18 protein-coding genes are annotated in these 20,958 nt (G+C 73.9%); 12 read left to right on the top strand and 6 right to left on the bottom strand.

Going from position 1 to position 20,958, the window contains the following annotated elements; translation table 11 throughout:
* Positions 1-649 precede the first annotated feature (649 nt).
* Positions 650-3,067 carry a right-handed parallel beta-helix repeat-containing protein gene (locus tag ACIQE0_RS23790; protein ID WP_402335563.1) on the top strand — a complete coding sequence of 806 codons (2,418 nt, stop codon included), beginning with the start codon at positions 650-652 and terminating at the stop codon, positions 3,065-3,067.
* Here the strand turns inward: ACIQE0_RS23790 and ACIQE0_RS23795 are convergent.
* Positions 3,037-5,457, bottom strand: coding sequence for a hypothetical protein (locus tag ACIQE0_RS23795; RefSeq protein ID WP_402335566.1), 2,421 nt, complete (start codon positions 5,455-5,457; stop codon positions 3,037-3,039). The two genes, ACIQE0_RS23790 and ACIQE0_RS23795, sit on opposite strands and share 31 nt — an antisense overlap.
* Before the next feature lie 266 nt (positions 5,458-5,723).
* On the opposite strand from ACIQE0_RS23795, the gene ACIQE0_RS23800 reads away from it, so the two are divergent.
* Both ACIQE0_RS23800 and ACIQE0_RS23805 read left to right on the top strand, forming a co-directional pair.
* The gene (locus tag ACIQE0_RS23800; protein ID WP_384106275.1) at positions 5,724-6,566 is read left to right on the top strand and encodes a DeoR/GlpR family DNA-binding transcription regulator; all 843 of its coding nucleotides are present in this window, start codon (positions 5,724-5,726) and stop codon (positions 6,564-6,566) included.
* A gap of 169 nt (positions 6,567-6,735) precedes the next feature.
* Positions 6,736-7,209 carry an SRPBCC family protein gene (locus ACIQE0_RS23805; protein ID WP_402335569.1) on the top strand — a complete coding sequence of 158 codons (474 nt, stop codon included), beginning with the start codon at positions 6,736-6,738 and terminating at the stop codon, positions 7,207-7,209.
* Positions 7,210-7,234: 25 nt separating this feature from the next.
* Here ACIQE0_RS23805 and ACIQE0_RS23810 read toward each other — a convergent pair whose 3' ends face one another.
* Complete coding sequence (locus ACIQE0_RS23810) at positions 7,235-8,395, bottom strand: PLP-dependent cysteine synthase family protein (RefSeq protein ID WP_402335571.1); 1,161 nt, start codon at positions 8,393-8,395, stop codon at positions 7,235-7,237.
* Between the two features lie 242 nt (positions 8,396-8,637).
* Between ACIQE0_RS23810 and ACIQE0_RS23815 the strand changes: the two genes are divergently transcribed.
* The 6 genes from ACIQE0_RS23815 to ACIQE0_RS23840 all read left to right on the top strand — a co-directional run bounded on the left by ACIQE0_RS23815 (position 8,638) and on the right by ACIQE0_RS23840 (position 12,810).
* The gene (locus ACIQE0_RS23815) at positions 8,638-8,925 is read left to right on the top strand and encodes a hypothetical protein (RefSeq protein WP_366339858.1); all 288 of its coding nucleotides are present in this window, start codon (positions 8,638-8,640) and stop codon (positions 8,923-8,925) included.
* Positions 8,926-9,099: 174 nt separating this feature from the next.
* Positions 9,100-9,594 (top strand): ATP-binding protein, encoded by a 495-nt coding sequence (locus ACIQE0_RS23820; RefSeq protein ID WP_402335575.1) that lies wholly within the window; start codon positions 9,100-9,102, stop codon positions 9,592-9,594.
* Positions 9,595-9,670: 76 nt separating this feature from the next.
* Positions 9,671-10,312 (top strand): TetR/AcrR family transcriptional regulator, encoded by a 642-nt coding sequence (locus ACIQE0_RS23825; protein ID WP_366339854.1) that lies wholly within the window; start codon positions 9,671-9,673, stop codon positions 10,310-10,312.
* Positions 10,313-10,344: 32 nt separating this feature from the next.
* A complete protein-coding gene (locus ACIQE0_RS23830) occupies positions 10,345-10,935 on the top strand; it encodes a DUF4865 family protein (RefSeq protein WP_402335763.1) in 591 nt (196 codons plus the stop codon).
* Complete coding sequence (locus ACIQE0_RS23835) at positions 10,932-11,945, top strand: phosphotriesterase (RefSeq protein ID WP_402335579.1); 1,014 nt, start codon at positions 10,932-10,934, stop codon at positions 11,943-11,945. Before ACIQE0_RS23830 ends, ACIQE0_RS23835 begins: the two co-directional genes overlap by 4 nt.
* Positions 11,946-12,432: 487 nt before the next feature.
* Positions 12,433-12,810 (top strand): nuclear transport factor 2 family protein, encoded by a 378-nt coding sequence (locus ACIQE0_RS23840; protein ID WP_384106257.1) that lies wholly within the window; start codon positions 12,433-12,435, stop codon positions 12,808-12,810.
* Positions 12,811-12,955: 145 nt separating this feature from the next.
* Here the strand turns inward: ACIQE0_RS23840 and ACIQE0_RS23845 are convergent, their stop codons facing one another.
* Positions 12,956-13,261 carry a hypothetical protein gene (locus ACIQE0_RS23845; protein ID WP_402335582.1) on the bottom strand — a complete coding sequence of 102 codons (306 nt, stop codon included), beginning with the start codon at positions 13,259-13,261 and terminating at the stop codon, positions 12,956-12,958.
* A gap of 179 nt (positions 13,262-13,440) precedes the next feature.
* On the bottom strand, positions 13,441-14,652 hold the full coding sequence (locus ACIQE0_RS23850) for an ROK family protein (RefSeq protein WP_402335585.1): 1,212 nt from the start codon (positions 14,650-14,652) through the stop codon (positions 13,441-13,443).
* A gap of 17 nt (positions 14,653-14,669) precedes the next feature.
* Between ACIQE0_RS23850 and ACIQE0_RS23855 the strand changes: the two genes are divergently transcribed.
* On the top strand, positions 14,670-15,980 hold the full coding sequence (locus tag ACIQE0_RS23855; RefSeq protein ID WP_402335588.1) for an MFS transporter: 1,311 nt from the start codon (positions 14,670-14,672) through the stop codon (positions 15,978-15,980).
* Between the two features lie 196 nt (positions 15,981-16,176).
* Positions 16,177-16,932, top strand: a complete 756-nt coding sequence (locus ACIQE0_RS23860; RefSeq protein ID WP_402335591.1) for a maleylpyruvate isomerase family mycothiol-dependent enzyme — start codon at positions 16,177-16,179, stop codon at positions 16,930-16,932.
* A gap of 254 nt (positions 16,933-17,186) precedes the next feature.
* Here ACIQE0_RS23860 and ACIQE0_RS23865 read toward each other — a convergent pair whose 3' ends face one another.
* Positions 17,187-17,708 carry a TetR/AcrR family transcriptional regulator gene (locus tag ACIQE0_RS23865; RefSeq protein WP_402335594.1) on the bottom strand — a complete coding sequence of 174 codons (522 nt, stop codon included), beginning with the start codon at positions 17,706-17,708 and terminating at the stop codon, positions 17,187-17,189.
* Between the two features lie 43 nt (positions 17,709-17,751).
* A complete protein-coding gene (locus ACIQE0_RS23870) occupies positions 17,752-19,032 on the bottom strand; it encodes a geranylgeranyl reductase family protein (protein ID WP_402335596.1) in 1,281 nt (426 codons plus the stop codon).
* Between the two features lie 178 nt (positions 19,033-19,210).
* Between ACIQE0_RS23870 and ACIQE0_RS23875 the strand changes: the two genes are divergently transcribed.
* Entirely contained in the window at positions 19,211-20,572 is a 1,362-nt protein-coding gene (locus ACIQE0_RS23875; RefSeq protein ID WP_402335599.1) for a dipeptidase, read from the top strand.
* The last annotated feature ends 386 nt before the right edge of the window (positions 20,573-20,958 follow it).

Here is a 20,958-nt window from a genome sequence, read left to right on the forward strand (position 1 = left end):
GGGGGGGTGGGGGGGGGGGTGGGGGGGGCCGGGCGCGGGCGCCCCCCCGCCCCCCCCCCCCCACCCGCCCCACAGACCCGTCCCCTCCCGTATGTGGTCGGTGAAACAGGCAAGTGGGGTCAACTCCCGGTGGGCAAGCGCGGGTTGTGGGTTGAGTGGTGACCGCCAGAAGACCACTCGGCTCACCCCCAACCCACCGGAATCCCACCCACAACGGGAGGGGGCGGGGATGCGGGGGTGGTGTGCCGGACGTAAAGCGAAGCAGTCCGGCACACCACCCCCGCATCCCCGCCACCGCACCCAACAGCCCCGCGCAGCGGACAACAGCAACGCGCAGCGGACACACAGCGGACAATCAGCCAGCGCCGCAGGCGCAAAGACAAAGACAGCAACCCCCACGGCGGGAAAGCCGACAACGTGGGAAGCAGGCCCAGCGCAGCGTCACGGCCGGAAAGCCGACAACGTGGGAAGCAGGCCCAGCGCAGCGTCACGGCGGGGCAGCCGACAGCGTGGGAGGCATCCCCGAAGGCACGCTACGGTGGTGCCTCCAGCCTCTTGGCTGGGGCCCCGCAGACCTCGAAGCGGACATCCGTGGACGGATGACTGCCGGGCCGACATCCGCCGTACGAAGTGGGGGCACGACACCGCCATGGCACAGGGCTCGGTCCAGGTGACGCACTCCGGAACGTCGCGTTGGCGGCGCCGCACCGGGGAGTACAGTTCGCTCGCCGCCGCCCTGGAGGCCGCCGGGGACGGTGACGTCCTGACCGTGCCGGCCGGCACGTACCGCGAGAACCTGGTGCTGCAGCGGGCGGTGACGCTGCGCGGGCCGGAGGGGGCGCGCGGCTCGGTGCGGATCGCGCCGACCGACGGGGTGGCGCTGACGATACGGGCCTCGGCCACCGTCCACGACCTGCATCTGGAAGCCACCGACTCGGCGTCGCCGGCGCTGCTGGTGGAGGACGGCGCCCCCGAGTTGGCCGACATCCGCGTGGTGACCCGGTCCGCGGCCGGGATCGAGGTACGCGGCGGGGCCCGCCCGACGGTGCGCCGCTGCACGGTCGACAACGCCGGCGGGGTCGGCATCAGCATCCTGGGCGGCGCCGGCGGGGTCTTCGAGGAGTGCGAGGTGATGGCCGCCGGACAGACCGGAGTTGCGGTGCGCGACGGCGCCCACCCGCGGCTGGAGCGCTGCCGGATCCACCACGCCTCGGGCGCCGGACTGTCGCTGACCGGCGAGGGCAGCGCGGTCGAGGCGGTGGGCTGCGAGCTGTACGAGATCAAGGGCGCCGGCGTCCAGGTGGCCGAGCGCGCCACCGGCCACCTCACCGACTGCACGGTGCACCGCACCACTTCGGACGGCGTCACGCTGGACACCGACGCGGTGCTCACGCTCGCCGACTGCGCCATCCACGACGTCCCGGAGAACGCGGTGGACCTGCGGTCCCGTTCGGTGCTGACGCTGACCCGCAGCACGGTGCGGCACTTCGGGCGGAACGGCCTGTCGGTATGGGACCCGGGCACCCGGGTGGACGCCAACCAGTGCGAGATCCACGACAGTACGGGCGACTACCCGGCGGTGTGGGTCAGCGACGGCGCCACCGCCGTGCTGGACGCGACGCGGGTGCACGACGTCCCCGACGCGCTGTTCGTCCTGGACCGCGGTTCCCGGGCCGACGTGGTGGACTGCGATCTGTCGCAGGTCCGCAACACCGCGGTGTCGGTGAGCGACGGCGCCACCGTCCAGTTGGACGACTGCCGGATCCGGGACGCCTCGACCGGGGCCTGGTTCCGCGACCACGGCAGCGGCGGCACGCTCGCCAACTGCACCATCGACGGGGCGCAGACCGGGGTGATCGTCACCAAGGGCGCGGACCCCACCATCGAGGGCTGCACGGTCAGTTCACCGACCGAGGCCGGGTTCTACGTCTCCGCCGAGGGCCGCGGCACCTTCCACGGCTGCCGGGTCACCGGCAGTTCCGGCTTCGGCTTCCATGTGATCGACGGGTGCCGGACGACGTTGACGCGGTGCCGTACGGAGCGGTGCGCGCGCGGCGGCTACGAGTTCGCCGACGCCCTCGGCAACGGCGACGGGCCCACCGTCGAGGACTGCACCAGCGACGAGAGCCGGGCCGCGCAGGCGCCGCCGGTGACCGCGCCGGTGGTGCAGCAGGCCACGCAGACGGCCGGGCTGCTGGGCAACGTCCCCCACGCACGCCCGGAGCCTGCCGCCGCCCCGGAGCCACCCGCACCCGGCCGGCCCTCCGAGGAGGTGCTGGGCGAACTGGACACCCTGGTGGGGCTGGAGAGCGTCAAGCGGGAGGTGCGCAGCCTGATCAACATGATCGAGGTGGGGCGCCGGCGGCAGGAGGCCGGGCTCAAGGCCGCCTCGGTCCGCCGCCATCTGGTGTTCACCGGCTCCCCCGGCACCGGCAAGACCACGGTGGCCCGGCTGTACGGCGAGATCCTGCACTCCCTGGGGGTGCTGGAGCGCGGCCACCTGGTCGAGGTGTCCCGGGTGGACCTGGTGGGCGAGCACATCGGCTCGACCGCGATCCGCACCCAGGAGGCGTTCGAGCGGGCGCGCGGCGGGGTGCTGTTCATCGACGAGGCCTACGCCCTGGCCCCCGAGGACTCCGGGCGGGACTTCGGCAAGGAGGCCATCGACACCCTGGTGAAGCTGATGGAGGACCACCGGGAGGCGGTGGTGGTGATCGTGGCCGGCTACACCGCGGAGATGGAGCGGTTCCTGGCGACCAACCCCGGTATCTCCTCGCGTTTCTCACGGACCATCAGGTTCGGCGACTACGCGCCGGAGGAGCTGCTGCGGATCGTCGAGCAGCAGGGCGAGGAGCATGAGTACCGCCTCGCCGACGGCGCCGGCGAGGCACTGCTCACGTACTTCACCGCGCTGCCCAAGGGGCCGTCGTTCGGCAACGGCCGCACCGCGCGGCAGACGTTCGAGGCGATGGTCGAGCGGCACGCGGGCCGGGTCGCCAGGCTCACCGACCCGAGCACCGACGACCTGTCCCTCCTCTACGCCGAGGACCTGCCCGAACTCTCCTGAGCGGGAAGCTCCTTGGTGCGCCGGCACGGTACCCCCGGGCTCAGCCGGGTGAGCAGTTGGGCGCGCACCCGGTCGAAGACCGGGTCGGCCTGGTAGTCGCCGTGGCCCAGGATCTGGGCCGGCAGCGGGCTCTGGAGGCTGCGGCCGAAGCTGAGCGGGTCGCGCAGCGGCCCCTCGTCGACCGCCCGGCCGTCCTCGCAGGTGAGCCGGATCGGGCCGCCGATGGGGTCGGTGAAGCGCCAGAGGTTGCGCCAGTCGCCCATCTCCCGGTGCAGACCGGTGAGCACCGGCGGGCCGAAGAACGCGGGGAACCAGCGGCCGTAGAGGCGCTCCAGCGGACTGCCGTAGGTGAGCAGCGCGACCCGGCTGCGGGTGACCACGTCCAGCTGCCAGACGGCGGCCGCGGCCAGCACGCTGCCCTGGGAGTGGCCGGAGATCACCAGCCGGCCGTCGAACTGCTCGGTCCAGGTGGCCATCCGCCATGTCAGGTCGGGGACGGCGCGCTCGGCGTAGCAGGGCGGCGCGAAGGGGTGGGCGGCGCGCGGCCAGAAGGTGCCGACGTCCCAGAGGATGCCGATGGTGCGGCGGGCCGACTGGTCGCGGTAGGCGCGCCGGCCCATGGCGAGCAGCAGGACCACACCGGCGCTCATCAGCCAGGAGCCGAGGGACTCGGCGGTGGCGGCCGCGGCGTGCACGAACGGCGCGGCGCCCTCGGTGGCGCGGCCCGGCGCCCGGTTGGTGAGCCAGGCCCCGGCCACCGCGCCGGCGCCCAGCAGGAGCGTGACGGCGGCGACCGCGGCCACCAGGACGGGCGCCGCGTCGGTGAGGCCGGCGCGGGCGATGGTGCCCGCGATGCGTTCGGTGCGCAGCACGTCGGGACGCTCGCGCGGGTCGTAGAGGCCCGGCACGTCCTTGGCGACCTGCCGGCGGACGACCAGCACCCGGATCCCGGCCAGGACGACGATCACCGCGACCACGACCAGCAGCGCGGGCAGCACCGACGCCTGCCAGGAGAGCAGCACCGGCGGCCCGGGAACCGGCGCCCGGTCCTGGCCGGGGGCGGCGTCCGGCGCGATCCAGTCCCCGAACCGCTGGGCGACGCCCCCGGAGAGCACCCCGCTGAGCGCGCAGGACAGCAGGGCGACGGCCGGACCGCCCATCCCGCGCAGCGCGGTGCGGGCCTCGCCCCGGGCGGCGCGCTGGAGGAACCAGGCGGTCACCACCAGGGCCAGCACCAACGCCCCCTGGAAGACGGCGATCCCGCCGAACGCGGCGACCCCGGGCAGCGGGCCCTGGCTGCGCGCCTCCGGCCGCGCCCAGGCGGCGTAGCCGGCGGTGAGCGCGAGCACCGTCAACGCGGCGTAGGGCAGCGTCCGCACGGCGAAGTGGTCGGACTCCTCGTCCCTGGCCGCCTCGTTGCGGGCGGTGCGCCAGACGATGACCAGGGTGGCGGCTGCGAGCAGCACGACCAGGCCGGTCAGGGTCTGCCCGACGGCGGTCAGGGCGGTGGCACCGGCCCGCCGGTCGCCCCGGAGGGCGGCGACGAGCAGCGCGGCGGCGATCGTCAGCACCCCGGCCGTGGCGTGTGCGGCGCGCAGCCGGGCGACCAGCCGGCGGCCGTACCAGAAGCCGTCCAGGCCCAGCGCGGTGCGTTCGTGGGCGGGGGTGTCGCGGGAGGCGCCGGGGCGCCGCGGCGGCGGGGAGGCGGACTCGTACGCACTCCATGTGCGGTGCGAGAGCCACCACAGGAAGCCGACGACCGCCAGCGGCAGCACGGAGGCGAGGACCAGACGGCGGCCCGGCGCGCTCCACCAGCCCCCGCCCGCGGGGTTGAGGAAGCCCAGCCAGGACTTCCCCTCGACGCACACCGGGGTGCCGGCGCACTGCCAGGCAGTGAGATCGAGGGCGACCTCGCAGGCCGCGGCGGCCAACAAGGCGGTGAGGCTGAGCGCGAGCAGCCGCACCAGGAGGTCGTAGACCCGCTGCCCCCGGTGGTCGGGCGGGGCGGCCGGGCGCATCCAGTGGGCGAGGTTGGCCACCATGAACGGCAGCAGCACCAGCCACAGCGCGCGGGCCCCGTTGCCGGAGGTCAGATTGGACCAGCAGTACGCCTCGCGGACGGGTTCGGTCCGGCGGTCGTCGGGCCGCCGCTCGGCGTCCACGTCGCCGGTGCGCCGGTAGCAGGCGGCGGTGTCGTCGCCGGTGACCCGTTGGACGCGCGGGTCGCCGAGCATCTTCTCCGCCGTGGTGCCGCCGACGCCGTGGACCAGCAGCTCCAGGGCGAGCTGGGGTCGTTGCGGCGCGGTGGCGGGTGTGGTGGCGGGTGTGGTGTCGGCCGCCGGGCGCGCGTCCCTCGCGCGGGCGGACGATGGTGTGGCCGCGGTCTCCACTGGCTTCTCCCCCGATGTCAGTGCGGTGCGGTGTGCGCGGGCGTGCGGTCTCCCCGCTCCCCGGATTGTTCCCCGTCTTCTGGGAGCATCCGCACCCGGGTTGCGGTTCCCTGCGCGCCGGTTGCGGTTCCCTCATCCCGCCGGGTACCCGGATCGGGGCCGCTGTCGGACCCTCGTGGGAGGATGAGGACACCAGAAATGCGCAGGCGGCGGACAGCCGGCGGAAGGACCCCGGGCGGTGAGCCGGGCGGAAGGGACGGGCCGCGGTGGGCGACAACCAGAATCTCCTCGCGGAGCAGCGGCGGGCCCTGATCCTCGACGAGGTCAGACGGCGCGGCGGCGTGCGGGTCAACGAACTCACCCGTCGGCTGAGCGTCTCGGACATGACGGTCCGTCGCGATCTGGACGCACTGGCCCGCCAGGGCATGATCGAGAAGGTGCACGGCGGCGCCCTGCCGGTGAGCGAACCCAGCGCCCACGAGCCGGGTTTCGAGGCGAAGTCGGCACTGGAGCTGAGCGCCAAGGCGGAGATCGCCAAGGCGGCCGCCGAGTTGGCGGTGCCCGGCAGCGCCATCGCCCTGGCCGGCGGCACGACCGCGTACGCGCTGGCCCAGCGGCTGCTGGAGGTCCCCCAGCTGACGGTGGTGACGAACTCGGTGCGCGTCGCCGACGTGTTCTACGACGCCCAGCGCGCGGCGGCCAGCGGCGGCGAGGGGCCACAGCCGACGGAGGCCGCGACGGTGGTGCTCACCGGCGGTATGCGCACCCCGTCGGACACCCTGGTCGGCCCGGTCGCGGACGCCGCGATCCGGTCGCTCCACTTCGATCTGCTCTTCCTCGGCGTGCACGGCATATCGGTGGAGGCCGGGCTGTCCACGCCCAATCTCGCGGAGGCGGAGACCAACCGGCACTTCGTGCGGTCCGCGCGGCGGGTGGTGGTGCTCGCCGACCACACCAAGTGGGGCACGATCGGCCTGAGTTCGTTCGCCGCGCTGGACGAGGTGGACGTGCTGGTCACGGACGCCGGACTGTCCGCCGAGGCGCGGGCGGAGTTCACCGACCGGCCGACGGAGCTGCTGGTGGCGGGCGAACCGGCCGCCGGCGGCTGACAGTTGACGCCGCACCGGCTAGTGTCGCGGCAGGCGGCGTTTGCCCGTCAAGGAGCGGCGTCCAGAGTGCGTGCTCTCGGCGTGCCGGGCGCCGCGACGGGGCGAACGGTGCCTGCCGCGGCGCCAGGGTGGCGCCGCCCGGCCGACCGGCCCCAGGAGGTGCTCGTCCATGCACCGACGGCTCCGCCCCGTCGAGCTCGACTTCGCCGTAGCGGCGCCGCTGCGGCTGGTGTTCGCCGCCGAGATCGCGGCGCCGCCCGAGGTCGTCTACGCCGCGCTGGCGGACGACACACCGGGCTGGGCCGAGTGGTTCACGGGCGTGTGCGGGTCGACGCCGACGCACGACGGCCGCGGCCGGGAGATACGGCTCACCGGCGGCACCCGCTCCACCGAGACGGTGCTGGCGACCGAGCCCGGCGCGCGCTACGCCTACCGGGTCGACACCACCGACCTCCCCACGCTGCAGGCCCTGTTGGAGGACTGGCGGCTGACGCCGGCCGGTTCCGGCACGCGGGTGCGGTGGACGGTCGCGATGGACGGCCCGGCCGCGTTCCGCTGGCTGATGCCGATGGCGCGGCCCGGTCTGCGGCACGCGTTCGGGGGCTCGATGCGGGCCCTGGACCGGCGGCTCGCCGGAAGCTGACCGCGCCCCGGCCCGCGCGGGCGGCTCAGGCCTCCCAGGACCCGGTGGCGAGGAAGTGCTCGATGGTCCGGGCGTAGGGGGCGATGTCGAGCCCCTGGGCGGCCAGCCAGTCGTCCGAGTAGTACTTGTCGAGGTAGCGGTCGCCGGGGTCGCACAGCAGCGTCACCACGGACCCGGTGCGGCCCTCGGCGACCATCTCCGCGACGATCTTCAGGGCGCTCCACAGCCCGGTGCCGGTCGAGCCGCCCGCCTTCCGGCCGATCGCCCGCTCCAGCGCGCGGACCGCGGCGACGCTCGCCGCGTCCGGGACCTTCATCATCCGGTCGATGGCGCCGGGCACGAAACTCGGCTCCATGCGCGGCCGCCCGATGCCCTCGATCCGGGAGGCGGTGGTGCAGTGGGTCTCCGCGTCACCGGTGAGCCAGCCGTCGAAGAAGCAGGAGTTCTCCGGGTCGGGGACGCAGATCCGGGTGTCGTACTGCATGTAGTGGACGTAGCGGGCGATGGTCGCGGAGGTGCCGCCGGTGCCGGCGGTGGCGACGATCCAGGCGGGCTCGGGGTAGCGCTCCAGCCGCAGCTGCTGGTAGATCGACTCGGCGATGTTGTTGTTGCCGCGCCAGTCCGTGGCCCGCTCGGCATAGGTGAACTGGTCCATGTAGTGGCCGCCGGACTCGGCGGCGAGCCGGGCGGAGACCTCGTAGACGGTCCGCGGGTCCTGGACCAGATGGCAGGTGCCGCCGTGGAATTCGATCAGCCGGGTCTTCTCCGGGCTGGTGGTCGCCGGCATCACCGCGATGAACGGGACGCCGATCAGCGAGGCGAAGTACGCCTCGGAGACCGCCGTGGAGCCGCTGGAGGACTCGATCACCGGCTTCCCGGGACGGATCCAGCCGTTGCACAGCCCGTAGAGGAACAACGAGCGGGCCAGCCGGTGCTTGAGGCTGCCGGTGGGGTGCGTCGACTCGTCCTTGAGGTAGAGGTCGATGCCCCACCGCTCGGGCAGCGGGAAGCGCAGCAGGTGGGTGTCGGCGGTGCGGTTGGCGTCCGCCTGGACCTTGCGGACGGCCTCGTTGAGCCAGTCCCGGTACTCCGGGTCCGAACGGTCCACGTCGACGGTCGGCAGGACCGGGGCCGGGGCCGGCGACTGCTGTCCGGGCCGGCTCTGCGGTTGTGGTGCGGTGCTCACCGGCGCGCTCCTCAAGGGGTGTGGGGCTCGCCCGGAAGGCCGGGCAGGTTTTGACTATAACCACCCGGCGCACGCTTCTCACCTGCATAAACATCACTTTGAGCGGCTCCAAGAAGGCCCTGGGGGACCGCCGTTGCGCCTCTGCGCCCCGTACGGCCCTGGTGTACCGCGTGCGATGTCGGCAAAATTCCCTACGGGGGGCGGCGGACGGTATCCGCCCACGGCATCGGGGAGTGATGAGGATGGCCGAGCAGGACTACAACGCGACCGGCGTGCGGATCGAGCGCTCGTTGCGTTCCCTGACCCGGGCAGGACAAGTCCGCATCAGCGGGGGGCGGCTGGCACTGCTGACGAGCTACGGCACGGAGATCGACAGCGCCCCGCTCGGCGCCGTGGAGGCACACAAGCCCCTGTTCGCGACGCGCGGCCGGGCCCTCGCCATCCTCAACGGCAACCGCTACTCGCTGACGTTGGGCGCCCGGGACCGCTTCCTCAAGGCCGTCGAGGCGGCGCGTCTGCCACGCGCGTGAACGCCGGCCACGGCTGAGGCGGTGCGGTTGCGGGGGTACCCCCCCTGCACGAACCTGGACACGTATCACTGAGGGTTCACCAGCGGTGACGCTGTGGTGCAGCCGGCATCGCTGGTTCCGATCTTCGCCCCTCCCCGGCACGAGGGGCGCCCGGCCCATCAGGGAGTCGCGGTCATGATCAGGCAGCCCAGCAGACACTGCACGGTGGAGCTCCAGGCCCTTCCGGCCCGCATCGGGGACGTGCGCAGGATCGTCACCGCGCAACTACGGCACTGGCGCCTCGACGCCCTGACCGATCCGGCCGCACTCGGCGTGACCGAACTCCTCGCCAACGTCCACCGGCACGCCCGCCCCAGCAAGCAGTGCACCGTCGAACTGTGCGTACTGCTCGACCAGTTGACGGTCTCGGTGCACGACCTCGACCCCCGGCTGCCGCAGCTGCGGACGGCCGGGAGCTGGGAGACCTCCGGCCGCGGCCTGGCACTGATCGCCGCCCTCAGCGAGAGCTGGGGTGCGCGCCCGCACGCTCCGGGCAAGGTCGTCTGGTTCACCCTCCCCGCCCTCACCACCGCCCCCGCGGAGACCCGCACGCCACACGGCCACCGGGACGCCGCACCGCCGGCGGAGGCGGGCACCGACCCCCGGGCCCGCAGCGCACGGGTCGGCTGACCCCACACAGACCACCGGACCACCCACCCCCACCTGCCCCTTGAGCGCTGTAACTACTGTTATGTACAGTCAGCGCATGAGCAGTGCACAGAACCGGACGGCGACCGCTTTGCCCCCTGCCCCGGCCAGCGCCCAGGAACGCCTCGTCACCAGCACCCAGGAACTCCTGTGGGAGCGCGGCTACGTCGGCACCAGCCCCAAGGCGATCCTGCAGCGCGCCGGGGTCGGACAGGGCAGCATGTACCACCACTTCACGGGCAAGTCCGACCTCGCCCTGGCCGCGATCCGGCGCACCGCGGAGGGCATGACGGCGGCGGCCGAGGAGATCTTCTCCGCCCCCGGCACGGCGTACGACCGCATCGCGGCGTATCTGCTGCGGGAGCGGCAGGTGCTGCGCGGCTGCCCGATCGGCCGGATGACGCAGGACCGCGACGTGGTCCAGAACCCCGAACTGCGGGCGCCGCTGGACGAGATGTTCGGCTGGCTCCAGCACCGGATCGCCGAGGTCCTCACCGAGGGCCGGCAGCGCGGCGAACTGGCCGCCGGCCTCGATCCGGCCGCCACCGCGGCGAGCGTCGCCGCCGTCGTCCAGGGCGGCTACGTCCTGGCCCGGGCGGCCGAGGACCCCGCCCCCTTCGACGCGGCCGTACACGGCCTGTTGACGCTGCTGGCCGCACAGCGCACGACGGACGGGCCCGCCGCGCCCGGCACCCCCTGACCCCGCGCCCCCTCGGAGCCCCCATGCACGCCATGCACGCCATGCAGTACCGCATCACCCTGCCCGCCGACTACGACATGGAGATCGTCCGGCACCGGGTGACCACCAAGGGCCCGCTGCTGGACGACCTCCCGGGCCTCGGCCTCAAGGCGTACGGGGTCCGCGAGCGCGGCACCGACGGCTCGCCGGTCAACCAGTACGCGCCCTTCTACCTCTGGGCCGACCAGGAGGCGATGACCCGCTTCCTGACCGGCGAGGGCTTCCGCGGCCTGGTCCGCGACTTCGGGCGGCCGGCGGTCCACACCTGGCAGGGCCTGCACCACCGTCCGGGCCCCGCGGCCGGCCAGGCGCCCGCCTCCTTCACCCGGCGGACCGAGATCCTCCCGGAGGACGCCGACGCGGCCACCGCCATCGAGGAAGCCGTGGCCGGACACGAGGAGTTGGCGGCCACGGACGGCGTGCACTCCACCACCCTGGGCCTCGATCCCCGGCACTGGGAACTGGTCCACTTCACCCTCTGGGCGGACGCCGCCCCGCACTCCACCGACGGGGAGCGCTTCCGCGTACTGCACCTGTCCGCACCGGGCGCCGACCTGCTCGACACCACCGGACGACCGCGGTGAACCCGGCCCCCGTACGGGCGCCCGCCGCCGCCCCGGAGGAGCCCCCCGCCGGCGCCACCATCCGTACCGTCCTCGGCGACATCGCCCCCGACCGACTCGGCGCCTGCGACGCACACGACCACCTGTTCCTCACCAGCCCCCGGCTACCGGGCCAGGAACTCACCGACGCCGACGCGGCCGCCGCCGAACTGCGGGCGTTCCGGGCCGCCGGCGGGGCGGCGGTCGTCCAGTGGACGCCGTACGGCATGGGCCGGCACGCCGCCGAACTGCCGCGGCTGTCCCGCGAGTCGGGCGTCACGATCGTCGCCGCGACCGGGCTCCAGCAGGAGGTGCACTACGCCCCCGGGGTCCTGGCCGGCCTCCCGGCAGACCCGGCCGCACTGTTCGTCGCCGAACTGACCGAGGGCATCGGCAGCGCGGGCCCCCGTACCGGGAACGCCGCGGACTCCCCCGAACCACCGCCCCGGGCCGGCATGATCAAGGTCGCCGGCGGCTTCCACGGGCTGGACCGCCACGCCCGACGCACCATGACGGCCGCCGCCGAGGCCCACCGGGCCACCGGCGCGCCCCTCGGCGTCCACCTGGAGCTCGGCACCGGGGCACTGGACGTCCTCGACCTGCTCTGCGGCGAGTTGGGGGTTCCACCGGACCGGGTGATCCTCGGCCATCTCAACCGCTCGCCCGATCCGGCGGTGCACCGGATGGCCGCCGAGGCCGGCGCCTACCTCGCCTTCGACGGACCGTCGCGCGCCCACCACGCCACGGACTGGCGCCTCCCGGACGCGGTGGCGGCCCTCTGCGACGCGGGGTTCGCCGACCGGATCCTGCTCGGCGGCGACACCACGACGGCCACCGCCCGCGCGGTGAACGGCGGCCCCGGCATGCCGTACCTGCTCCGCAGGCTCCGCCCCCGCCTCGAACTCGCCGTGGGAACCGAGCAGGTGGGACGAATGCTGCACGACAATGCGGCGCGGGCGTTCAGCTTGCGTCTGGCTGCGCCTCCCGCGTGACGCTTGCGCTCGGCTGCGCCTGCCCCCGGGGACGCCGCAAGGGGGCGGGGTCCACGCGGCACGAGGGCACTTCTAATGGCGGGGGAATGAGCCCCCCTTGCGATTTGCGAGCCCCCGCGTGAGCCCTGACAGGCGCCATGATGGAGCTGACGACATGGCTGCATGGCAACGAACAACAAGCCCCGACCAAACAGCCCATGGCTCGAACTCCACCGCGGAGTAGCGCACTTGACCATCCAGCGCATTCCCTCACGGCTCATCACGCTCGTCACAGCGATGAGCGGTTCCGGAGTCGCCTGGTGGACCAGTCGCCAAGTAGCGGCCCCGAACTCCGCCCCGGTCTTCAACCGATGACTCCCACGGCACAACACCTGAACGTTCCGGTCCATGTCGACCCCTCCCGACGCGAGGGGCCGCACATGGTCCACCGCGATCGGAAGGCAGTTCGCGGGACGAGCGCACGCGCAACGGCTGGTATTACTGGGGCATGCAGGAAGAGACGGCACGCTCCGCGATCGACACGTTCATCTCCGCGTTCAACGCCTCGGACGACAGCTATGTGACTACCCTGCTCTCCCAGGCCCTGACCTCAGACGTGGTCTTCTGGGGGCCGTTGGGTCGCAGCGAAGGAATCGCGGCGGTCGAGCGGTTCGTGCTGGACATCCGGCGCCACCCGGCGGGGACCGGCACGATGGTGCGCTGCTCAGCGGTGGACATGCCTCACGAGTGGGCCCGGTACCAGTGGGTCTTCACCACGCCGGACGGAGGCCCCCGCCTGGCGGGAACGGACGTCGTCCATCTGCGGCGGAGCCTCATCGACCAGGTCATCGTCTTTGCGGGGGAGATCGAGCCGTCCGCCTCCTGAGTCGTCCCTCTGTCGCTGCCCTTCTCGTGAACGTGTCCCTTTCGGCACTCCGGGGCTGCGGTTCGCGGTCGCACCCAACAGCCCCGCGCAGCGGACCGGCATCGCACCCGGCAAGCCCGCGCGGCGGACAGAAGCCAAGCGCCGCTCAAACGTTCTTGCCGCCACGCAGTGGCATGGCGATGCCCGTGAACGCCTGTTGTTTTTCCGCGGGTAGTGGGATGTCCGCTCCGCCGCAGTGGTTGAGCGGCGAGTCGATCAGCAGCGCGGTGAGGAGGCCGTCGGCGGTGCCGCTGCCGTGTGTCGTCCCAGCGGTGTGCCGCATCGCCTTGCCCAGCTCTGCGCAGGTGTTGTCCATCGATGGCGACAGGACGGCGATGACACCACCCGCCGACGCGGGACCGGCGTTCGCCAGTCCCGCCCCGAGGGCCGTGAGGGTCCTACGTGTGGTCATGTCCGGCCAACGACGCGTGCGCAGTATCGGCGCGGCCCTTTCGCCCGTCCAGCCCAGCCGGTACGGGGCGGGTGGCTTGGACCGGTGGTGTTCCCGGTCCGGAGGCGGCGGCAGGGCGGGCACGCCAGGGCGCGAGCGCACCCGAATCACTCGCTTCCGGGAGCCGGCACCGCGGGACGTCAGACGATCAACGGATCGTCCAGCACCGGCTGCCAGGCCAACTCCGCCGCTCCCACCAGGCTGTTGTGGTCCAGAGTGCACGGCAGGATGGGGACCCCGCCGCTGCGTCCCCACAGGCTGCGGTCGGCGACGACGGCCCGTAGGCGCTCGGGGTCGGCCTCCAGGAGGGCTCGGTGGAGGCCGCCGAGGATGATGCGGTCCGGGTTGAGGATGTTGACCAGTCCGGCGAGGCCCAGGCCGAGGCGGTCGATGAGGAGGTCGGCGGCGGTGCGGACGCCGGGGTCGGCGTACTCGGTGCGGAGCAGTTCGTCGGCCTGGTGGAGGAGGGAGACCTCCGGGCCCGGTTCGCGGCCGGCGGCGACGAGGAAGGCGAGCGGGTCGGCCTCGACGTCCAGGCAGCCGCGGCTGCCGCAGTGGCAGGGGGCGCCCTCGGGCTTGACGGTGAGGTGGCCGACCTCCAGGGCGAGGCCCGAACTGCCGCTGTGCAGGCGGCCGTCGAGGACCAGCGCGCCACCGACGCCCCGGTGGCCGGAGGCCACGCACAGCAGGTGGCGGGCGCCGCGGCCGGCGCCGTGCCGGTGCTCGGCGAGAGCGACGAGGTTGACGTCGTTGCCGGTGAAGCCGATCTTCTCGGTGACGCCGGGGATGCCCGCGTCGGCCAGTGCGCGCAGGAAGAGTTCGCGTACCGGGGCGCCCGAAGGCCAGGCGAGGTGCAGGGGGTTGAGGGCCTCGCCGTCCGGTTCGGCGACCGCGGAGGGCACCGCGAGGCCCGCGCCCAGGCACCGCCGCCCGGTCTCGCGGAGCAGGGCGGCACCGGCCTCGACCACTTCGGCGAGGACCTGCGCGGGGTCCGCGGGGATGATGCCGCAGCTGGGCGTGGTGGCGACGATCCGGCCGCCGAGGCCGACCAGGGCGGCGCGGTAGCCGTCGGCGTGGATCTGCGCGGCGAGCACGACCGGGCCGTTCTCGTTGAGGGACAACCGGTGCGAGGGGCGCCCCTGGGAGCCCGCGGAGGCGTGCGGACGGGAGTCGACGGTGATCAGGCCGAGCGCTTCGAGCTCGGCGGCAACCGCCCCCGCGGTCGCCCGGGTCACGCCGAGTTCGGAGGTCAGCACGGCACGGGTGGGCGCGCGTCCGGTGTGTACGAGCTCCAGTGCGGGTCCGAGGGCGCTGCGGCCCCGCTCCAGCCTGGTTGTCCGAGTCTGGGTCACACCTCTATTCTGGCTTTGTGCCGACGCTAAACAAAATACGGACGGCCTTGACCCGTAATCGGACCCATGTCTCTTCTGAACCCTCAAATCCCTTGATGGGGGCGCATAGCGCAACGACGGACGCCGCTTCGGCCGCGACCGGCCGCCCCCTGACCCGCCGGCGCACCGCGATCACCGCGTTCTTCGCCATGGACGGCTTCCTCTTCGCCGGCTGGGTCGTCCGGATCCCCGCGATCAAGGCGCAGACCGGCGCCGGCGCGGGCACCCTGGGGCTGGCGCTCCTCGGTGTCTCGGTCGGGGCGGTGGCGTTCATGATGCTCACCGGGCGGCTGTGCCGGCGCTTCGGCAGCCACGCCGTGACCGTCGCCTCCGGCGTCGCGCTCGCGCTGAGCATCCTGCTGCCCCCGATGGCCCGTTCGGCCACCGCACTGGGCCTGGTGCTGCTGGTCTTCGGCGCCGCGTACGGCTCCCTCAACGTCGCCATGAACAGCGCCGCCGTCGAGCTGATCACGGCCCTGCGCCGCCCGGTGATGTCGAGCTTCCACGCCGCCTTCAGCCTGGGCGGGATGATCGGCGCCGGGCTCGGCGGACTGGTCGCGGGGCACCTCTCCCCCGCCGTGCACCTGCTGGGGCTGGCGATCTGCGGACTGCTGGTGGCGGCCGGCGCGGGCACCGTGTTGCTGCGGGAGCGCCCGCGGGAGGGGACGGCCGGGCCGCCCCCGGAGGAGACCGGGGCGGCGGAGCCGGGACGGCGGCGGCCGGAGCGGCCCGGCGGAGCCGGCCGGACCCGCCGACTGGTGCTCGTCTTCGGCGTGATCGCGCTGTGCACGGCGTACGGCGAGGGCGCACTGGCCGACTGGGGCGCCCTGCATCTCTCCCAGGACCTGGCCGCCTCGCCGGGTCTCGCGGCCGCCGGCTACGCGGTCTTCGCACTGACGATGACCGTCGGACGGCTCTCCGGGACCGCGCTCATCGAACGCTTCGGACCGGTGCGGGCCCTGGTGGCGGGCGGCGGCACGGCGGCCGCGGGGCTGCTGCTGGGGGCGCTCGCGCCGACCGCGTGGGGCGCCTGCGCCGGGTTCGCGGTCGCCGGTCTGGGGCTGGCCAACATCTTCCCGATCGCCATCGCGCGGGCCGGGTCGGCCGGCGGCCCGGACGGGGTCGCGGTGGCCTCCACGGTCGGCTACGGCGGCATGCTGCTGGGCCCGCCCGCCATCGGCCTCCTCGCCGAATCGTGGGGCCTGCCGGTCGCACTGACCACGGTCGCGCTGCTGGCTGCGGTGGCGGCACTGATCGCATATCTGACGCGCGGGGCGCATCGAAGCTGAGGGGCCGGCGCCGCCTGCCGTCCACGATGAGTTGACGGGTCCTCACATGCCCCTGCGCATCTGCCCGGTGGAGGACCGGCGCGGCATCCGCTGCTGGTCAGGGCGTGTGGGCGGGATGCGTCGGCACCGGGCGCGGGGGCGGCCACGGTGCCCCCGGAGCCTTCCGCTGTCAGTGGCGGCTGGCACACTCGGACGCATGGAGATCACTGAGTTCGTCGAAACCCTGCGCCTGGACGGTGGGCTGCTCGCGGATGCCGCCGACGAAGCCGGCCCCGACGCCCCGGTCCCGGCCTGCCCTGACTGGCGCATGCGGGATCTGGTGCGGCACATGGGGCAGGTCCACCGCTGGGCGACGGAATTCGTGACCGACCCCCAGGAGAAGCCGGTCCGCATCCCCGAGGCCCCGGAGCTCGCCGACGACGAGCTGGTGTCCTGGCTGCGCGAAGGCCACCACCACCTCGTACTGGCCCTCCACAGCGCACCGTCGGACCTCCAGACGTGGACGTTCCTCCCCGCGCCGTCCCCGCTCGCCTTCTGGGCGCGCCGCCAGGCCCATGAGACGTCGGTACACCGCGCCGACGCCCAGCTGGCGGCCGGTGTTCCGCTCACGCCGCTGCCGGCGCGGTTCGCGGCCGACGGCGTCGACGAGCTCCTGACGGGCTTTCACGCCCGCGACAAAAGCCGGCTGCGCCCCGACGCGCCCCGCACGCTGCACCTGCGCGCCACCGACACCCCCGACGCCGCATGGACGGTGCACCTCACGCCCGACGCCTCGCCGCGTACGGTGCGGACGCCCGCGGGAGACGAGGCGGCGGCAGCGGTGGACTGCACGATCGAGGGCCGGGCCGAGGAGCTGTACCTGACCCTGTGGAACCGCCGCTCCTGGGACGGGCTGACGGTCTCCGGCGACGCGTCCGTGCCGGAGCTGTGGAAGGAGCTCGGTGGCGTCTGAGGAGCACGGCAAGAGCTGAGGGAGGACCGGACGGTTCCGGACCGCTGCCGACCGGATCGCCGTCCGCTGCCGGCAACTCCCCGGATCCGACGGGCTGATGACGGGGCATGGCCGATGCGCAGCGAACGGGCCCCAACGGCCAGAACGGGCCCACGAGCCCTGACCGTCAGCCCGGACCGACGGGCCCCGACAGGCCCCACCAGGCAGCCCGGACCGACGGCCCCCATTGGCGAGCCGGACCGACACCCCGGCCATCAGGCCGGACCAACACCCCCCACAAGCATCGCCACCAGTCGCTCCGCCTGCGCGCGGGGGTCGGGGCCGCCCGCCCAGCCGGTCATCAGCAGATGGTGGACGGTGCCGACGAGGGCCAGCGCGATCGCGGTGGTGTCGGCTCCCTCCGCGAGCCGTCCGAGCCGCCGCTCTGCGTCCAGGCAGTCCGCGACCGCCCCTTGCATCGCGTCGAAGCCGGGCGCCCCGGACTGGAGCGCCTCGCGGATGCGCTCGGTGGCCGCGGACCGGGTGAGCGCGAGGCCGGCGCCCCGGGGATGTTCTCGCCGGCCGACCCGGACCGCATGCGGCACGTCCTGACCGCCGCCGGATTCACGGAGGTCACGGTGACGGCCGCGACGGCGTACGGGGTCTGGGGCCGGGACGCCGAGGACGCCGCCGGCTTCCTGCTCGGGTCCGGTCCGGCCCGCCACCTCCTCCAGCAGGCGACGCCCGAGGCCCAGGGCCGCGCCCGGGCGGCGCTCACGCAGGCGCTGCGCCGCCACGAGGACGGCGGCGCCGTACGGCTGCGCGGCGCCGCCTGGCTCGTCACCGCCGTTCGGGCGCCGGCTCCGGGTCGTCGACCTCGCCCGGCCGGGCGGCGGGCGCGGTGGCCTCCGTCGTCTCCGCCCGGTCGAAGGTGTCCAGCACGCGCCGGGCCATCGGATGCGTGCGGACCAGCTCGGCGAGCGTGGTGGTGCCGCGGGTGATCTTCGTGAACGCCCGCCACGCGGGCCGGAATCCGGTGATCGCGGCGTGGACCATCCCCGGGCGGCGCGCGAAGAACGCCAGCAGCCGGCGCCCGACCGCCATCTCCACGCCCAGCCCGGCCTTGATGGCGAAGGCGTAGTTCAGCGCCTGGCGGCGGGCGTCGACCGCGTCGTGCGCCTCGGCGATCCGCACCGCCCACTCACCCGCCAGCCGCCCGGAGCGCAGCGCGAACGAGATGCCCTCGCGCGTCCACGGCTCCAGCAGACCGGCCGCGTCGCCGCAGACCAGCACCCGGCCCCGGGAGAGCGGGGAGTCGTCGGCGCGGCAGCGGGTCAGGTGCCCGGAGGAGATCTTCGGCTCGAAGCCGGCCAGACCCAGCCGCCCTATGAAGTCCTCCAGGTAGCGCTTGGTGGCCGCGCCCTCGCCGCGGGCGGAGATCACCCCGACCGTGAGGGTGTCGCCCTTGGGGAAGACCCAGCCGTAACTGCCGGGGATCGGGCCCCAGTCCAGGAGCACCCGGCCCGCCCAGTCCTCGGCCACCGTCTCCGGCACCGGAATCTCGGCCTCCAGCCCCAGGTCGACCTGGTCGACCTTGACGCCGACGTGCGCCCCTATCCGGCTGGCGCTGCCGTCCGCGCCGACCACGGCCCGGGTCAGCACCACCTCGCCGTCGCCGAGCACCACCGCGACGGTCCGCCGGTCCGGGACGTTGGCGCCGTGCTGCTCGACCCGCGAGACGGTGACGCCGGTCCGGACCCGCGCACCGGCGTCCTTGGCGGACTCCACCAGCGCGGCGTCGAACTCGGGGCGGTCGACCAGCCCGAAGAGCGTGTTCTTGGAACGCCGGGTGCGGTTCAGCCTGCCGTTGAGCGAGAACGTCACCGCGTGCACCCGATCCCGCAGCGGCAGCTCGAAGCCGGGCGGCAGGGAGTCCCGGGACGGGCCGATGATGCCGCCACCGCAGGTCTTGTAACGGGGGAGTTCGGCCTTCTCCAGGAGCAGCACCCGGCGTCCCGTACACGCCGCGGCATGCGCCGCCGAGGCACCCGCGGGCCCCGCGCCCACCACCACGACGTCCCATACCTGCTGGTTGCCCTCGGCCGCCTGCTCGCTGCTCACCTGTGCTTCCGCTCCCGTCCGATGCCTGGCTGCGCCTACCGCCCGCATCCTACGGGCCGCCTCCGGCCGAAGCGCCTGTGGGAAGATCGAGGCACGCACACCACACGTCCGGCCCGCCCGGCCCACCCCGCCGGACGAGCCCCCGTGTACCCAACGCCGCGCCCACAAGGAGCGTTCCATGTCTGACAGCCCGCTCGCCCAGACCGTCGCCGCGCTGCAGCCGCGTGCCCGGACCGAACTCGCCGAGCTGGTGGCCTTCAAGTCCGTCGCGGACTTCGCGCAGTTCCCCAAGAGCGAGAGCGAGGGCGCGGCCCGCTGGGTCGCGGACGCGCTGCGGGCCGAGGGCTTCGAGGACGTGGCGCTGCTGGACACCCCGGACGGCACCCAGTCCGTCTACGGCCACCTCCCCGGCCCCGAGGGCGCGCCGACCGTCCTGCTCTACGCGCACTACGACGTCCAGCCCCCGCTGGACGAGGCGGCCTGGGTCTCCCCGCCGTTCGAGCTGACCGAGCGCGACGGCCGCTGGTACGGCCGCGGCGCCGCGGACTGCAAGGGCGGCGTGATCATGCACCTGACCGCGCTGCGGGCGCTGAAGGAGCACGGCGGCGTCCCGGTCAACGTCAAGGTGATCGTGGAGGGTTCGGAGGAGCAGGGCACCGGCGGCCTGGAGCGGTACGCCGAGGCCCACCCCGAGCTGCTGACCGCCGACGCCATCGTCATCGGCGACGCCGGCAACTTCCGCGCCGGACTGCCCACGGTGACCGCGACGCTGCGCGGCATGACGATGGTGCAGGTCCAGGTGGACACCCTGGAGGGCAATCTGCACTCCGGCCAGTTCGGCGGCGCCGCCCCGGACGCGCTGGCCGCGCTGATCCGCGTGCTGGACTCGCTGCGCGCCGAGGACGGCTCGACGACCGTGCGCGGCCTGGCCGCGGACGCCTCCTGGGAGGGCCTGTCCTACCCCGAGGAGGACTTCCGCAGCGACGCCAAGGTCCTCGACGGCGTCGAGCTGATCGGCTCCGGCACGGTCGCCGACCGGCTCTGGGCCCGCCCGGCCGTCACCGTCCTGGGCATCGACTGCCCGCCGGTGGTCGGCGCCACCCCCTCCGTCCACGCCTCGGCCCGCGCCCTGGTGAGCCTGCGGGTCCCGCCGGGCACCGACGCCGCGGAGGCCACCAAGCTGCTCGCCGCCCACCTGGAGGGCGCCGCCCCGTGGGGCGCCCGGGTCACCGCCGAACAGGTCGGCCAGGGCCAGCCGTTCCGCGCCGACACCGACAGCCCCGCCTACACCTCGATGGCGGCGGCGCTGCGCGAGGCGTACGACGGCCAGGAGATGCAGATCTCCGGCATGGGCGGCTCCATCCCCCTCTGCAACACCCTCGCCGGCCTCTACCCCGAGACGGAGATCCTGCTGATCGGCCTCAGCGAGCCGGAGGCCCAGATCCACGCCGTCAACGAGAGCGTGTGCCCCCGGGAACTGGAGCGCCTCTCGCTCGCCGAGGCCATTTTCCTGCGGAGCTTTGCCGACGGTCGGGGCTGAGCCCCATTGTTGGCCTCCCGCCGTGGGGGCTGTCTTTTGCGCCTGCGGCGCGGGCTGACTTGTCCGCTGCGCGGGGCGAGTCCGCTGCGCGGGGCGTTGCCGGTCCGCTGCGCGGGGCTTTCGGGTGCGGTGACGGGCCTGCGGGGGTGGTGTGTCGGACTGCTTCGCTTTACGTCCGACACACCACCCCCGCAGGCCCGCCCCCTCCCGTTGTGGGAGGGAAAACCCCGAGTCGCCAGCCAAGCCGAGTGGGCCACTGACGGTCACCACGCAACACACAACCAGCAGCAGCCCACCGGGAGTTGCCCCCACCCACCTGAATTCCCCACCACACACGGGAGGGGACGGGTCTGCGGGGCAGGGGTGTGCCGGACGTAAAGCGAAGC

Source organism: Streptomyces sp. NPDC093097 (assembly GCF_044754325.1).
GTDB lineage: Bacteria > Actinomycetota > Actinomycetes > Streptomycetales > Streptomycetaceae > Streptomyces.

Coding starts and splice junctions, on each gene's coding strand:
- ACIQE0_RS23830 (WP_402335763.1), top strand. CDS start 10,345: ATGCACGCCATGCAGTACCGCATCACCCTGCCCGCCGACTACGACATG.
- ACIQE0_RS23790 (WP_402335563.1), top strand. CDS start 650: ATGGCACAGGGCTCGGTCCAGGTGACGCACTCCGGAACGTCGCGTTGG.
- ACIQE0_RS23820 (WP_402335575.1), top strand. CDS start 9,100: ATGATCAGGCAGCCCAGCAGACACTGCACGGTGGAGCTCCAGGCCCTT.
- ACIQE0_RS23875 (WP_402335599.1), top strand. CDS start 19,211: ATGTCTGACAGCCCGCTCGCCCAGACCGTCGCCGCGCTGCAGCCGCGT.
- ACIQE0_RS23825 (WP_366339854.1), top strand. CDS start 9,671: ATGAGCAGTGCACAGAACCGGACGGCGACCGCTTTGCCCCCTGCCCCG.
- ACIQE0_RS23845 (WP_402335582.1), bottom strand. CDS start 13,261: ATGACCACACGTAGGACCCTCACGGCCCTCGGGGCGGGACTGGCGAAC.
- ACIQE0_RS23805 (WP_402335569.1), top strand. CDS start 6,736: ATGCACCGACGGCTCCGCCCCGTCGAGCTCGACTTCGCCGTAGCGGCG.
- ACIQE0_RS23860 (WP_402335591.1), top strand. CDS start 16,177: ATGGAGATCACTGAGTTCGTCGAAACCCTGCGCCTGGACGGTGGGCTG.
- ACIQE0_RS23815 (WP_366339858.1), top strand. CDS start 8,638: ATGGCCGAGCAGGACTACAACGCGACCGGCGTGCGGATCGAGCGCTCG.
- ACIQE0_RS23840 (WP_384106257.1), top strand. CDS start 12,433: ATGCAGGAAGAGACGGCACGCTCCGCGATCGACACGTTCATCTCCGCG.